This is a genomic window from Delftia sp. NA_296.1 (genome assembly GCF_052692095.1).
Genome location: NZ_JBQZGF010000009.1, coordinates 91,611 through 104,369, shown reverse-complemented (window position 1 = coordinate 104,369; position 12,759 = coordinate 91,611). Strand labels below are relative to the sequence as shown.

The following is a 12,759-nucleotide window of genomic DNA, read 5'->3' as shown; positions in this document are numbered from 1 at the left end:
AAGGACATCCGCATGCACGATCTGGCGCGACAGGCCACTTCCTTTCTCTTCGTCCCCGCCACGCGGCCCGAGCGCCTGGGCAAGGCCCTGGACAGCGGCGCCGACATGGTCATCGCCGACTGGGAGGACGCCGTGGCCCCTGCCGACAAGGACGGCGCCCGCCAGGCGCTGGCCCAGGCCGTGGGTGCGCTGGAAGGTCCGGCCCGTGCCCGCCTGCTGGTGCGCATCAACGCCGAAGGCACGCCCTGGCATGCGGATGACCTGCGCGCGCTGGCGCAGCTGGTGGAGCAGGGCGTGGCCGGCGCCATGGTCTCCAAGGCCGAGCGCGCCCAGACCCTGCATGCGGTGGCCCAGGCTGCAGGCGCACGGGCAGCCGTGCTGCCCCTCATCGAAAGCGTGGCCGGCCTGGACGCGGCCGACGCCCTGGCTGCCGCGCCCCAGGTGGTGCGCCTGGCCTTCGGCCACCTGGACTTCCAGGTCGATGCGGGCATGGCCTGCGAGCAGGGCGAGGAAGAGCTGCTGCCCATGCGCATGGCCCTGGTCCTGGCCTCGCGCCGCGCCGGCATCGGCGCGGCCGTGGACGGCGTGACGGTGGACACGCGCAACCCCGAGCGGCTGGCCCAGGACGCGGCACGCGCGCGGCGCATGGGCTTTGGCGGCAAGCTGTGCATCCACCCGGCCCAGGTCCAGCCCCTGCACGCCGTCTTCGACCCCGATGCAGCGGCCGTGGCCCACGCGCAGCGCCTGCGCCAGGCCCTGGCCGAGGCCGGAGGCGGCGTCTGCGTGCTGGACGGCCGCATGGTCGATGCGCCCGTGCTCAAGCAGGCCGAACAGGTGCTGCTGCGCCATGCCTGGGCGCAACAGAGATCTGCAGCACGATCTTGATCAAAATGAGACTGAAAGGCCGTTTTGCACTCAGAGTTTTCTGATTCTGGTGCAAGCAGTCCAATGATTTCCCTGATGGTGAATCCATCTGCCTCGAATACGCTTTGCCAACTCGATTGATTTCGAGACGGCGGTTTCTTGATCCGGTGTCTCCGTCCATGGTGGCACCCAGGCAAAGGAGCGTGTGATGGCAGTGATCTCGGGGACGGCATCGAACAGCGGATTCAACGGCCAATTGAATGACCGACTGAATGACAGACTGAACAACCGATTGAATCGGCGCCAGGCGCTGGCCCTGGCGGCCGGCGCCGTGGCGGCAGGGCCCGCCAGCGTGCTGGCGCAGGCCGGCTTTGCCACAAGGTCCGTGCGCATCGTCGTGCCCTTTGCGGCGGGCGGCGCCACCGATGTGATTGCGCGCATCCTGGGCGAGCGCATGGCCCAGCAGCTGGGCCAGACCGTGGTGGTGGACAACAAGCCCGGCGCGGCCGGACTGATCGGCGGCGAAATGGTGGTCCGCTCCGCGCCCGACGGGCTCACCCTGCTGCTGGGCACCACCTCCACCATGCTCACCAACAAATACCTCTACAAGAAGACCGCCTACGACCCGCTGACCGACCTCACGCCCCTGTCGCGCGTGTGCATGGCGCCCATCGCCCTGGTGGTCACGGCCGACGTGCCCGCCACCAACCTGCGCGAATTCATGGCCTGGGCCCAGGCCAACGCGGGCAAGCTCTCATATGGCTCCTACGGCATAGGCTCGCACGGCCACCTGGCCTGCGCCGTGCTCAGCGACATGGCCGGTGCCGGCATGGCGCATGCCGCCTACCGGGGCGAGGCGCTGATGGTGCAGGACATGCTGGGCGGACGCATCCCCATCGGCATGGGCAGCCTGCTCACGCTCAAGCCCCACATCGATGCAGGCAAGCTGCGCGCCCTGGCCGTCACCGGCACGCGCCGCGTGCCCCTGCTGCCCGAGGTGCCCACCTTTGCCGAGGCCGGCTACCGCCACGAGGCCATGGAACTGTCCGGCTGGCTGGCCATCGCCGGCCCCAAGGGCCTGCCGGCCGACCTCACGCGGCAATGGGGCGAGATCTCCAACCGCGCCGTGGCCAGCCGCGAAGGCACGGCCCGCATCATCGCGGCCGGCTTCGTCCCTGTTGATGACGACAGCCCTCAGCGCTTCGGCAAGGCCTGGGCGCAAGAGGCTCCGGTCTGGGGGCGGCTGCTGCAGGCGGCGGGGGTGCAACCCGGTTGATGGCGCACAGCGGCCCTGGTTGCCCAAGGCTGCACTCATGCCCTGTGCTGTAATCGCCCCTCCTCAGGCGGCCCCGGTGGTGCAATGCCATGACGGGACAGCCCGTGGTTTCTCAAACATTCAAGAGAGGGTATTACCGTGAGTGCATTGGTCATCAAGGCCTGGAAGGCCAGCGAGCAACCCATAGACGACAAGGGCAACCACATTGCCATCACAGGCCGCGAAGGCGGCCTGGTCGCCTGGATCCTGTCCAAGGTCAACATCGATCCCACCACCACCATCCGCGTGGGCAGCGAGCGCCTGGAGTTCAGCAGCGCCTCGCTGTCGGGCACCCAGTCGCGCCTGATCCCGCTGCAGGGCATTTGCTCCACCTACTACGGCTATCACAAGCCCTGGAAGACGGCGCTGGGCATCGGTGCCCTGTCCCTGTTCATGGGCGGGTCCATGATGGCCCAGAGCTTTTTTGCAGGCCTGGTGGTCATGCTGATCGGCTGGGGCATCGCCGCCGTCATCTACTTCCTGAACCGCACCCTGACGCTGGGCTTCATCGAGAACAGCGGCGCAGTCAACGGCATCCAGTTCAAGCGCTCGGTGATCGAGAACATCGACATCACGCAGGAGCAGGCCAGGCAGGTCTGCGAACTGATGCAAAAGCTGATCGAGGCCAAGGAAAAGCGGCTCTGACGACGTGGCGGCACGCAAGTGCCGTCCGGCGCCATCCGGCGCAGCGTGTGCTCTGCGCTCAGGCCTGTGCCGGGCTGCGCGCCATCAGCTTGAAGGTGCCGGTGGCCAGGGCCACCAGGGTGCCGTCCTCGGAGCGCACTTCGCCGCGCGCGAAGCTGATGGAGCGGCCGCGCCGCTCGCAGTGGGCGGTGGCGATGAGATCGCCGCTGCCGGCCGAGACGTAGTGCAGCGTGAGATCGATGGTGGCCACGCCGAAGGCCGTGGGGTCGTGCGAGCGGCAGGCCGAGGCCAGGGCGCAGTCCAGCAGCGAGGCGATGGCGCCGCCGTGCACGTCGCCGCGGCTGTTGGCCTGGTCCGGTTGAAAGCCCATGCGGATCTGGGCGCGGTCCTCGCCGATGCGTTCACCGCTGAGCTTCATGGCGCGGGCCATGGGCATGGGCAGGCCGAAGAGGATGCCGGGCGCCTCGCCTTCGAAGGGGTTGGCCGGGTGGTCTTTGATGGGTGTGTTCATGGACATGATCATCGCATTGGGCGCGGCGCTCGAGACTGGCGTGTACCGACTCCGGGGCACCGAGGAAGGGCCGTCCCGCACCGAGGGTGCCGTCCCCCTCCCGCGAAGCGAGAGAGGGCGCCGTGCACACGGGGGAAGCGGCGCAGCCGCTCAGGGGGTGACTTTCAATCCACCCGTGCACCTGTCGATTTGACGACAGTGGCCCAGCGCGTGATTTCCTTGTCGATATGCGCCTGCAGCGCCTCGGGCGTGGAGCCCACGGGTTCGTAGCCGCCGGCGGCCAGCTGGGCCTGCAGCGCGGGCTGGCGCAGGGCGGTGGCGATCTCGCGGCTCAGGCGCTGGGTGGCTTCGGCGGGCGTGCCGGCCGGCGCGATGACGGCGTACCAGCCGGTCACGTCGAAGCCTGCGATGCCCTGCTCCTGGATGGTGGCCACCTCGGGCGCCAGCGCCGAGCGCTGCGGGCTGGTGACGGCCAGTGCATGCATGCGCCCGCTGCGGATGTGGGGCATGGAGGTGGAGATGCTGTCGAAGGTCAGGTCGATGTCGCCGGCCAGCATGGCGTTGACCACGCCCGCGCTGCCCTTGTAGGGCACATGGGTCATGCGCACGCCTGCCATGGAACCGAAGTACTCGGCCGCAAGATGCCCCGTGTTGCCGTTGCCTGCCGAGCCGAAGGTGAGCTTGCCGGGGTTGGCCTTGGCGGCCTGGATGAGTTCCTGGATGTTCTTTGCCGGCAGCTTGCTGCTGGCCGCAACCACCATGGGCAGGTTGGCCACCAAAGACACGGGCGCGAAGTCGCGGCGGGTGTCGTAGGGCAGCTTTGGATAGAGGCTGTCGTTGATGGCATGGGCGGCCAGCACCATGAGCACGGTGTAGCCATCGGGCCTGGCGCGCGCCACGTATTGCGAGGCCAGCGTGCCGCCTGCGCCGGGCTTGTACTCCAGCACCACGGGCTGGCCCAGCTGCTGCTGCAGCTGCACGGCCAGAGGGCGGCCCAGCAGGTCGGCACTGCCGCCGGGTGGATAGGGAATGACCAGCTGTATGGGCTTGGCAGGCCAGGCCTCGGCAGCATGGGCGGCCGGGGCCAGCAGGGCGCAGGTCGCCAGGGCCAGGCAGGACAGCAGGCGGCGGCGCGGGAGTGGGTGCATGGGCATGGGGGGACTCCGTTTCATGAAGAGGACAGGGCGCCGGCCTGGTACTGCTCGCGCAGCGCGCGCTTGAGCACTTTGCCGATCTCGCTGCGCGGCAGGCTGGCGGCCAGCCGCAGCTCGGCCACGCGCTGGGTCTTGCCCACGCGGGCGTTGAGCCATTCGCGCAGCTCGGCGGCCGAGGGCGTGGCATCGGGGCGTGCCACGGCGTAGGCCACGGGGGTCTCGCCCCAAGCATCGGAGGGCACGCCGATCACCGCGCATTCGGCCACCTGCGGGTGCTGCAGCAGCACGGACTCGATGTCGCTCGGGTAGACGTTGAAGCCGCCCGTGATGATCATGTCCTTCTTGCGGTCACCCAGCACGATGAAGCCGTCCTCGTCCAGGCGGCCCACGTCGCCGCTGCGGATGAAGCGCAGGCCTTGGGCATCGAACCATTCGGCCTCCTGCGTCTTGTCGGGCAGGCGGTGGTAGCCGCTCATCATCCCGGCCGAGCGGCCCACGATCTCGCCCTGCTCGCCGGGCGGCAGTTCGCGGCCCTGCTCATCGATGAAGCGGATGTCGGCGCCCGGTCCCGGCCTGCCCACGGTGTGCAGCTTGTCGGGGAAGTCATGGCAGTGCAGCTCGCAGCGCACGCCGCCTTCGGTCATGCCGTAGTACTCGATGAGCCGTCCGGGCCAGCGGCGCAGCACCTCGGCCTTGAGTGCGGGATGGAAGGGTGCGCTGGTGCAGAACTTGTGCCGCAGACGGCTCAGGTCAGCGCCGTCGAACCCCGGGCACTGCATCAGCCGCTGGTACTGCACGGGCACGAGCATGGTGTGGGTGGCACGGTGGCGCTCGGCCAGTTCCAGGTAATGCGCCGCGTCGAACTTGCGCATCAGCACCAGGGTGCCGCCCAGCCCCAGCGTGGGCAGGGCCGCGACCAGGGTGGTGTTGGAGTACAGCGGCGTGGCGCACAGCGAGACGGCATCGGGCCCGTAGCCGTTGTGGATGGCGCGCTGCACGTGGGCCCAGCGCATGGCCCAGGACTGGACGATGCCCTTGGGCACGCCCGTGGTGCCCGAGGAGTAGATGACGTTGAAGGGCCAGTCGGGCTGGGGATGGATGGGCGTGGGTGCCGTGCCATGGTCCGCTTCGTCCGCAGCCAGCCATTGCGACCACGGCATGCCGGCTTCGACAGCGCCGTCCAGCGCCACGCATTGCAGATCCTGTCCGGCCTGCAGCGGCCATTGCGCGGCGGTGTCCGCGTCGCGCAGCACCAGCCGGGCGCCGCAGTTGTCCAGCATGGCGCTCAGGTGGCCGGCGGTGGCCGACGGGGCCAGCGGCGCCACGGCCACGCCCGCGCGCAGCGCGCCCAGGAAGGCCAGCACGTACTCGGGCGAGCTGCCCGCGCAGATGGCCACCACGTCGCCGGGGCCCAGGCCCTGGCGTTGCAGGCGCAGGGCCACGCGGTCCATGCCCAGGCGCAGCGCGGCGTAGTCGAGGCTGCGGCCATCCAAGGCCAGGGCGGTGTGTCGGGGGCGCTGGCTGGCCTGCAGCGCGACGAGTTCGGGCAGCGAGCCAAAGGGCTGGCGCAGCAGGGAGGCGATGTCTTCTTGCATGGGAGGGGCGGGAGGGACGGGAGGGGACCACTATTCCAGCGACAGGCCTGCGGCCTTGACGATCTGGGCCCAGCTCTTGCGTTCCTGGGCGATGAAGGCGTCGTACTCGGCCGGTGTCTCGCCACCGGGCACGCCGCCCAGGTCGGCAAAGCGCTGGCGCACTTCGGCCGTCTGCATGGCGCGCCGGGCCGACTGCTGGATGCGCTCGACCACGGCATCGGGCGTGCCGGCAGGGGCCAGCAGGCCGAACCAGGCCGTGACCTGCATGGGCACGCCGGCCTCGGTCATGGTGGGCACCTCGGGCAACTGGGCCGAGCGCGTGGCGCTGGTGATGGCCAGCGCGCGGAACTTGCCGCTCCTGATGTGCGGCATGGAGCTGGGCAGGTTGTCGATCATGTAGTCCACCTGCTGGCCCAGCAGCGCCGTGACGGCAGGCGCGGCACCGGGAAAGGGCACGAGCGTGACCTCGATGCCGGCCTTCTGGCGGAACATCTCCGAGGACATGTGCGGCGACTGGCCCACGCCCGAGGTGGACACGTTCAGGCGCCGGGTCCTGGCCAGCTCCACCAGCTCGCGCACGCTGCGCACGGGCGAATCGGCATGGACCACGAGGATGTTGGGCACGGAGATCACATTGGTGATGCCGCGCAGATCGCTTTCCTTGTAGCTGAGCTGCTTGTACAGGCTGAAATTGATGGCCACCGGGCCGATGTTGCCCATCAGCAGCGTGTAGCCATCGGGCCTGGCGCGCGCCACCTGGGCCGTGCCGATGCTGCCGCCGCCCCCGCCCTTGTTCTCCACCACCACCGAGGTGCCCAGGTCCTTGCCCATCTTCTCGGCCAGCACGCGCGCGGCAATGTCCGTGGTGCCGCCAGCGGCGGCCGGCACGACGATGGTGATGGGGCGTTCAGGCCAAGCCGCCGCCAGCGCGGCGGCAGGAGCCAGGGAGAAAAAAGGCAAAGCGGCCAGCAAGGCCAGCAGGCTGCGGCGGACGGTCATGGGCAGTCTCCAGTTCACTGCCCGCAACGATAGAAAACCCTGGGCCCCAGGGCACCAGGGTTTGACTGGAGATCCGCTTCGCCATTCGGAAACCCGCGCTTAGGCCCACTGGAACGCGTGCTAACCCCTTGCCGAAAAGACGGCCACAAGAAAAAAGGCGCCGAAGCGCCTTTCATTGACCGTGTGGTGCACAGCGCCAAAAACTGGCGCGGCCCAAGTCAGGGACACCGAGCAAGGGCCGCCCCGCCGCGAGGGTGTCGTCCCCCTCCCTTGCGAAGCAAGCAGAGAGGGGGAAGGCGCGTCAGCGCCTCAGGGGGTGATCAGGGATACAGTCCCCGCATCTCGCGCGCATGCAGGATGCGCTGGCAGGCCACGATGAAGGTGGCGGTGCGCAGCGTCACGCCGTGCTGCTGGGCCACCTGCCAGATGGCCGCGAAGGCGTCCTGCATGATGCGCACCAGGCGGGCGTTGATCTCGTCCTCGCTCCAGAAGAAGCTGGAGAAGTCCTGCACCCATTCGAAGTAGCTCACCGTCACGCCGCCGGCATTGGCCAGCACGTCGGGCAGCACCAGCACGCCCTTTTCGGTCAGGATGTCGTCGGCCTCGGTGGTGGTGGGGCCGTTGGCGCCCTCGATCACCATCTTGGCCTTGATCTTGCCGGCGTTGTCCTTGGTGATCTGGCCTTCCAGTGCGGCGGGGATCAGGATGTCGCAGTCCACGCTCCAGAAGTCGGCAGCGTCCATGGCCTCGGCGCCGTCAAAGCCGCCCACGCCGCCCTTGGCGGCCACGTGGGCCAGCAGGGCCGGCACATCCAGGCCGTTGGCGTTGTGGATGGTGCCGGTGTGGTCCTGCACGGCCACGACCTTGGCGCCCACGTCGGCGAACAGCTTGCCCGCCGTGCCGCCCACGTTGCCGAAGCCCTGCACGGCGATGCGCGCACCCTGGACCGACAGGCCGGTCAGCTTGGCCGCTTCCACGCCCACGGTGAACACGCCGCGGCCGGTGGCCTCGACGCGGCCCAGCGAGCCGCCCAGGTCCACGGGCTTGCCCGTGACCACGCCGGTGGCGGTGGCGCCGGTGTTCATGGAGTACGTGTCCATCATCCAGGCCATGATCTGGCCATTGGTGTTGACGTCAGGCGCGGGGATGTCCTTGGAGGGGCCGATCAGCAGGCCGATCTCGCTGGTGTAGCGGCGCGTCAGGCGCTCCAGCTCACCGCGCGACAGCGTCTTGGGATCGACACGGATGCCGCCCTTGGCACCGCCATAGGGCACGTTGACGGCCGCGTTCTTGACCGACATCCAGGCCGACAGGGCCATGACTTCGGACAGGGTCACGTCCTGGTGGAAACGCACGCCGCCCTTGCCGGGACCGCGGCTCAGGTTGTGCTGCACGCGGTAGCCTTCGTAGTGGGCGATGGTGCCGTTGTCCAGCTCGATCGGCACATCGACGATCAGGATGCGCTTGGGGCGCTTGAGGGTTTCGACCCAGCGGGCGAGATGGCCCAGGTAGGGCGTGACGCGATCGACCTGCTGCAGGTAGTTGCCCCAGGGGCCGAGGTGATCGGCCTGCAGGTAGGAAGGGATGGCGTGGTTGGTAACGCCGGCCGAAGCGGGTTGCTGCATGGTGGTTCCACACAAGAGTTGTCTGAGGGTTTTGAGCTTATTCCCGGGGCTATGCGCTGTCCAACGCCTTATGAGCGAGAGCCTTATGCATTTAATGCATAACCCTGGGAGAGCCTTGTCCAGCGGACAATCAGGGCCGCTTGAGACCCACCGATGCACTCCAGGAAAGCCGCCCCATGACGAACATGCCCCGCACTCCCACAGCCTTGGCCCACGCGCTGCTCCAGGCACGCCACAGCGGCGAATTGCTGGACGCCGACGATTGGGCCGACGTGGTGCGCACCCCCGCAGATGCACAGGCCGTGCAGGCCGCCATGGCGCCCGCGCTGGGCTGGCGCGTGGCCGGCAGCCCGCAGGGACCGGGCCGCGTTCCGGGCTATTGGAAGTCTGGCGCGCCGCGCCGCGATGCCCCGCTGACCCATGCGCCGCTGCCCGAAGAAGGCGTCTGGGCCAGTCCTTCGGTGGCCGGTGGCGCGCCGCTGCACCTGCGCGGCATCGAAGCCGAGATCGCCCTGCGCCTGGGCCGCGATGTCACGGCCGCGATGGCCGCCGCCCTGCAGCCTGGCGAGGGCCTGGAGCTGATCGACGCCATCACCGCCGCCATCGAGGTGGTGGATACGCGCTGGCGCCAGCACCTGAAGGCGCCGCCTCTGCTGCTGGCCGCCGACGGCCTGTGCCATGGCGCCCTGGTACTGGGACCTTGGCAGGACGCTTCGCGGCTGCTGCCGCGCGAGTCGCCGCGGGACTGGTCAGCCCAGGTCTGCCGGCTGCGTGTGGGCGCGGCGCCGCTGCAGGCGTTCACCGGAACGCATCCGCTGGGCGACCCGCTGTGGCTGCTGGCCGGCTGGCTGCAGGAGCTGGTGCGCCGCTATGGCAGCGTGCCCGCAGGCACGGTGGTGACTACGGGCACGTGGAATGGCCTGGCCTTTGCGCAGGCCGGTGACCTGGTGGTGGCCGAGCTGGACGGCATCGCCGAGGCCCGCCTGCAGCTGTGAGGCTTCAGGCAGGCCATCGAGTGATCAGGTGATCTTGTAGTCCTTGAGGGCCGGATCGCCGGGCGGAAAGCGCAGGTCCAGGTTGCGCATCACCTCGCGCAGCAAGGTGGCGATCATGAGGTTGCGATGCGTCTTGGAATCCGCGGGCACGATGGTCCAGGGCGCCCAGGGCGTGTGCGTGGCGCCCAGCAACTGGCCGTAGGCCTGCTGGTAGTCCTTCCACTGAGTGCGCACCTTCATGTCGTTCTCGTCGAACTTCCAGTGCTTGGCCGGGTCGTCCAGGCGCTCCTGCAGGCGCGCGCGCTGCTCGTCGGCGCTGATGTGCAGCAGGAACTTGACGACCACGGTGCCCGTCTCGCTGAGCATGCGCTCGAAGTCGTTGATGTGGGCAAAGCGCTGGCGCTGCTGCTCGGGCGTGATCCAGCCGTTGACCACGGGCACCAGCACATCCTCATAGTGGCTGCGGTTGAAGACCGTGATCTCGCCTGCGCCCGGCACGCGCTGGTGGATGCGCCACAGGTAGTCGTGCGCGCGCTCTGCATCGGTTGGCGCCTTCCAGCCCACGGCGTTCATGCCCAGGGCGCTGGTGCGGCCGAAGACGCCACGGATGGTGCCGTCCTTGCCCGCCGTGTCCGTGCCCTGCAGCACGACCAGCAGCTTGTAGCGGCGGTCGGCGTACAGCAGGTTCTGCAGCGCATCGATCTCTTCGGCCAGGGCCTCGACGGCGGCCTTGTCCTCGGTCTTGCCGTTGCCGTTGGAAAAGGGCTTGGCGCCGGGGTCGAAGTCGGCCAGGGCAATCGGCTTGTCCTTGTCGGACTTGGCGGAGCGCGGCTGCCACTGCTCCCAGAGCTTTTGCACGGCCGCATCGCGGCTGGAGAAAGGGTTGAAGGCGTCCATGGCTTGAGCGGTGGGTGAGCGGGGAAGGTCAGGGCTGGGCGCGAATGGATTGCACCTGCAGTTGCGGCGGCGCCATCGAAGGCGCGGCGCCAGCGGCGGGCCTGGGGTCGGGCTGGCCCCGGACCTCCACGTTCTGCCGCTGCCACTGCGTGACCTGCTCGGCGCTCAGGCCCTTGAGCTGCCAGGTCTCGCCGGAGGCGGTCTGCAGCACGGGCTGCTCATGGGGCGCATTGCCACGCAGCACCAGACGGCCTTGCAGGGTCAGGGGCTGGCCGGCATCCGGCGCGGCGGGCGCGGCGGGCGCGGCCGATGCCGAAGCGGGCGCCGGTGCGGTTGCAGGAGGTGGAGGTGGCGCGGCGCAGGCCGTGGCCAGCAGCGACAGGCTGCCGGCCAGCAGCAGGGGCAGGGCCCGGGCGATTGCGGTATGGGATGTCTGGGTCATGGCGGTCATTGCACGATGGCGGTGAGGGTGGTGCCGGCGGGAACGCGCAACTGCTCCTGGTACAGGCCCTGGGCGTCCGGCTGGCGTACGAAGGGGAAGTGGCCGCGCGCCGCGAGCTGGGCGGGCACGGTGGCGGGCAGGCGGCGTGCGGCCGCATAACGCTGGCCGTCGATGCCCACCAGGGTGAAGCCCTGGTCCGTGCGTGCGGGCCAGCCGTAGCCGGCCGGGCCGCTGGAAGGCAGCAGGGCGATGTTGGCACCCCATCGCTGCAGCGTGACGGGCAACGAGGGGCCACCGGCCTGTGCAATGGCGTTGCCTAGCACCTGCAGCGAGTCGGGCGAGGAGGTGTTCCTCAGCATCTGCTGGTAGAAGCCCACGCCGTGCTGGCGCAGCAGATAGGCGCCCAGGCTGCCCGTGACGTTGTAGCCGAAGCAGGTGGCGTTGACATCCGAGGCCCAGCTGGCCAGGTCGCAGTTGAAGCCGGGCTTGGACATCCAGCCGGTAATGCGGCCGTCACGCATGGGATTGGTGCCGGGTGTGAGTCTTTCGGCCAGGATGTCTTCGGACATCAGGGCCGACATCTCTTCCAGGAAGGTGTCGAACATGTAGTCCGAGCCCTTGAGCGCGCCGCGCTGGTAGAAGTTGATCATGTGGATGAACTCGTGCGACAGTGTGCTGATCTGCGTGGTCAGCCCGTTGGCGCCGCCCAGGTACAGCGTTTCCGTGTCCATGTAGAACGACAGCGATTCGTTGCTGTACTGGAACTGCGAGTTGCCGGCCGTGCGCTTGAAGTTGTTCACGGCCCAGAAGTAGCCCAGCAGGCCGTAGGGCTGGCTGTCGGGCGTGAAGTTCACGAACACGATGTCGATCGGCTGGTCGGTCGCGATCAGCTCGCTGTGGGCCTGGGGCCCCCAGGGCTGGCCTGCCAGCCCCGTGACCAGGGCGTGCACGGAATCCGGCCCGCTGGAAAAGCGCTGTATCACGGTGTCCAGCAGGGCGTCGCTGACCTTGGCGCCGCCGTACTCGCTGTCTTCCAGCCACAGATTGATGGTGCGGGTGCCCGTGGGCGTGGGCGCCGTGGTCTGGCGCCGCAGCGTGGCGCTGCGCGTCTCGACCGTGGGGTTTTCCGTGTTGACGAACCAGCTGCGCTGGCTGCCCACGGGCAGCACGGCCGCCGACACAGCGCGCGAGGGCTGCACGCTCTGCCCTGCAACCGGGGCGGGCAGGCTCGGCTTGAAGTCACGTACGCGCTGGGGGATCTGGTTGACCAGCTGCGCAGCGCTCAGCGACTGTTGCGCCGCAATGCCCTGCGCCGCTGCGGCTGGCGGCGTGAGCGTGATGGGCGGCAGGGCCACGGCGGCATCGCCGGTGTTGGTATAGATCAGCGTCACGGGCCGGGTGCCCAGATTGCGCAGGCCCACGGCAACGGGCTGCTCTGCGGCGGTGGCGTTGGTGTAGCTCCAGACGCCGACGCCCTGGCCGGAATAGGTGGTGGCGTCGGTCGCGCCGCACGAGGCGCCCGTGCAGGCGGGGCTCAGCTGTGTCGTGATGGAGTCGCCCGGCGTGGAGCCGCCGCCCCCGCCGCCGCAGCCTGCCAGTCCCGCACCCAGTGCCAGTGCAACAAGGGCCTTGCCCCCAAAGTGATCTTGAAACATGGGTTCCTCTCGATGGTCCATGTCCAGCCAGAAGAAGGAGGCGGCCGGACGCTTGCGCCACT

General features: G+C 69.0%; 12 protein-coding genes. 4 read left to right on the top strand and 8 right to left on the bottom strand.

Features of this window, described 5'->3' with window-relative positions:
- Nucleotides 1–12 precede the first annotated feature (12 nt).
- The 3 genes from ACUTR7_RS21580 (at nucleotide 13) to ACUTR7_RS21570 (ending at nucleotide 2,824) form a co-directional block, all read left to right on the top strand.
- Nucleotides 13–885, top strand: a complete 873-nt coding sequence (locus ACUTR7_RS21580) for an HpcH/HpaI aldolase/citrate lyase family protein (RefSeq protein WP_012202141.1) — start codon at nucleotides 13–15, stop codon at nucleotides 883–885.
- A 187-nt stretch (nucleotides 886–1,072) separates the two neighbouring features.
- Nucleotides 1,073–2,140: a Bug family tripartite tricarboxylate transporter substrate binding protein gene (locus tag ACUTR7_RS21575; RefSeq protein WP_445609795.1), complete on the top strand. Its 1,068-nt coding sequence runs from the start codon at nucleotides 1,073–1,075 to the stop codon at nucleotides 2,138–2,140.
- Nucleotides 2,141–2,278: 138 nt separating this feature from the next.
- Entirely contained in the window at nucleotides 2,279–2,824 is a 546-nt protein-coding gene (locus ACUTR7_RS21570) for a hypothetical protein (RefSeq protein WP_012202143.1), read from the top strand.
- Nucleotides 2,825–2,882: 58 nt separating this feature from the next.
- On the opposite strand, the gene ACUTR7_RS21565 is transcribed toward ACUTR7_RS21570, so the two are convergent.
- From ACUTR7_RS21565 to ACUTR7_RS21545, 5 genes are all read right to left on the bottom strand, one after another.
- Nucleotides 2,883–3,335, bottom strand: a complete 453-nt coding sequence (locus ACUTR7_RS21565; protein WP_034399057.1) for a PaaI family thioesterase — start codon at nucleotides 3,333–3,335, stop codon at nucleotides 2,883–2,885.
- A gap of 164 nt (nucleotides 3,336–3,499) precedes the next feature.
- Nucleotides 3,500–4,489 carry a tripartite tricarboxylate transporter substrate binding protein gene (locus ACUTR7_RS21560; protein WP_207442907.1) on the bottom strand — a complete coding sequence of 330 codons (990 nt, stop codon included), beginning with the start codon at nucleotides 4,487–4,489 and terminating at the stop codon, nucleotides 3,500–3,502.
- Nucleotides 4,490–4,503: 14 nt separating this feature from the next.
- Nucleotides 4,504–6,084, bottom strand: a complete 1,581-nt coding sequence (locus tag ACUTR7_RS21555) for a class I adenylate-forming enzyme family protein (protein ID WP_445609794.1) — start codon at nucleotides 6,082–6,084, stop codon at nucleotides 4,504–4,506.
- 30 nt (nucleotides 6,085–6,114) lie between these two features.
- Nucleotides 6,115–7,083, bottom strand: a complete 969-nt coding sequence (locus tag ACUTR7_RS21550) for a Bug family tripartite tricarboxylate transporter substrate binding protein (protein ID WP_012202149.1) — start codon at nucleotides 7,081–7,083, stop codon at nucleotides 6,115–6,117.
- Nucleotides 7,084–7,403: 320 nt separating this feature from the next.
- Entirely contained in the window at nucleotides 7,404–8,708 is a 1,305-nt protein-coding gene (locus ACUTR7_RS21545; protein WP_013800098.1) for a Glu/Leu/Phe/Val family dehydrogenase, read from the bottom strand.
- 176 nt (nucleotides 8,709–8,884) lie between these two features.
- Between ACUTR7_RS21545 and ACUTR7_RS21540 the strand changes: the two genes are divergently transcribed.
- Complete coding sequence (locus ACUTR7_RS21540) at nucleotides 8,885–9,703, top strand: fumarylacetoacetate hydrolase family protein (RefSeq protein WP_445609793.1); 819 nt, start codon at nucleotides 8,885–8,887, stop codon at nucleotides 9,701–9,703.
- Nucleotides 9,704–9,727: 24 nt separating this feature from the next.
- Here the strand turns inward: ACUTR7_RS21540 and ACUTR7_RS21535 are convergent, their stop codons facing one another.
- The 3 genes from ACUTR7_RS21535 to ACUTR7_RS21525 are packed head-to-tail and all read right to left on the bottom strand — an operon-like array spanning nucleotide 9,728 to nucleotide 12,697.
- The gene (locus ACUTR7_RS21535; RefSeq protein WP_043823254.1) at nucleotides 9,728–10,600 is read right to left on the bottom strand and encodes a PPK2 family polyphosphate kinase; all 873 of its coding nucleotides are present in this window, start codon (nucleotides 10,598–10,600) and stop codon (nucleotides 9,728–9,730) included.
- Nucleotides 10,601–10,628: 28 nt separating this feature from the next.
- Nucleotides 10,629–11,042, bottom strand: coding sequence for a hypothetical protein (locus ACUTR7_RS21530; RefSeq protein WP_445609792.1), 414 nt, complete (start codon nucleotides 11,040–11,042; stop codon nucleotides 10,629–10,631).
- A gap of 5 nt (nucleotides 11,043–11,047) precedes the next feature.
- On the bottom strand, nucleotides 11,048–12,697 hold the full coding sequence (locus tag ACUTR7_RS21525) for a M30 family zinc metallopeptidase (RefSeq protein WP_445609791.1): 1,650 nt from the start codon (nucleotides 12,695–12,697) through the stop codon (nucleotides 11,048–11,050).
- Between the last annotated feature and the right edge of the window lie 62 nt (nucleotides 12,698–12,759).

Bases quoted from the DNA above. Each gene is read 5' to 3' on its own strand.
- ACUTR7_RS21565 (WP_034399057.1), bottom strand. From the start codon at position 3,335: ATGAACACACCCATCAAAGACCACCCGGCCAACCCCTTCGAAGGCGAG.
- ACUTR7_RS21575 (WP_445609795.1), top strand. From the start codon at position 1,073: ATGGCAGTGATCTCGGGGACGGCATCGAACAGCGGATTCAACGGCCAA.
- ACUTR7_RS21550 (WP_012202149.1), bottom strand. From the start codon at position 7,083: ATGACCGTCCGCCGCAGCCTGCTGGCCTTGCTGGCCGCTTTGCCTTTT.
- ACUTR7_RS21545 (WP_013800098.1), bottom strand. From the start codon at position 8,708: ATGCAGCAACCCGCTTCGGCCGGCGTTACCAACCACGCCATCCCTTCC.
- ACUTR7_RS21555 (WP_445609794.1), bottom strand. From the start codon at position 6,084: ATGCAAGAAGACATCGCCTCCCTGCTGCGCCAGCCCTTTGGCTCGCTG.
- ACUTR7_RS21535 (WP_043823254.1), bottom strand. From the start codon at position 10,600: ATGGACGCCTTCAACCCTTTCTCCAGCCGCGATGCGGCCGTGCAAAAG.
- ACUTR7_RS21560 (WP_207442907.1), bottom strand. From the start codon at position 4,489: ATGCCCATGCACCCACTCCCGCGCCGCCGCCTGCTGTCCTGCCTGGCC.
- ACUTR7_RS21525 (WP_445609791.1), bottom strand. From the start codon at position 12,697: ATGTTTCAAGATCACTTTGGGGGCAAGGCCCTTGTTGCACTGGCACTG.
- ACUTR7_RS21540 (WP_445609793.1), top strand. From the start codon at position 8,885: ATGACGAACATGCCCCGCACTCCCACAGCCTTGGCCCACGCGCTGCTC.
- ACUTR7_RS21580 (WP_012202141.1), top strand. From the start codon at position 13: ATGCACGATCTGGCGCGACAGGCCACTTCCTTTCTCTTCGTCCCCGCC.
- ACUTR7_RS21530 (WP_445609792.1), bottom strand. From the start codon at position 11,042: ATGACCCAGACATCCCATACCGCAATCGCCCGGGCCCTGCCCCTGCTG.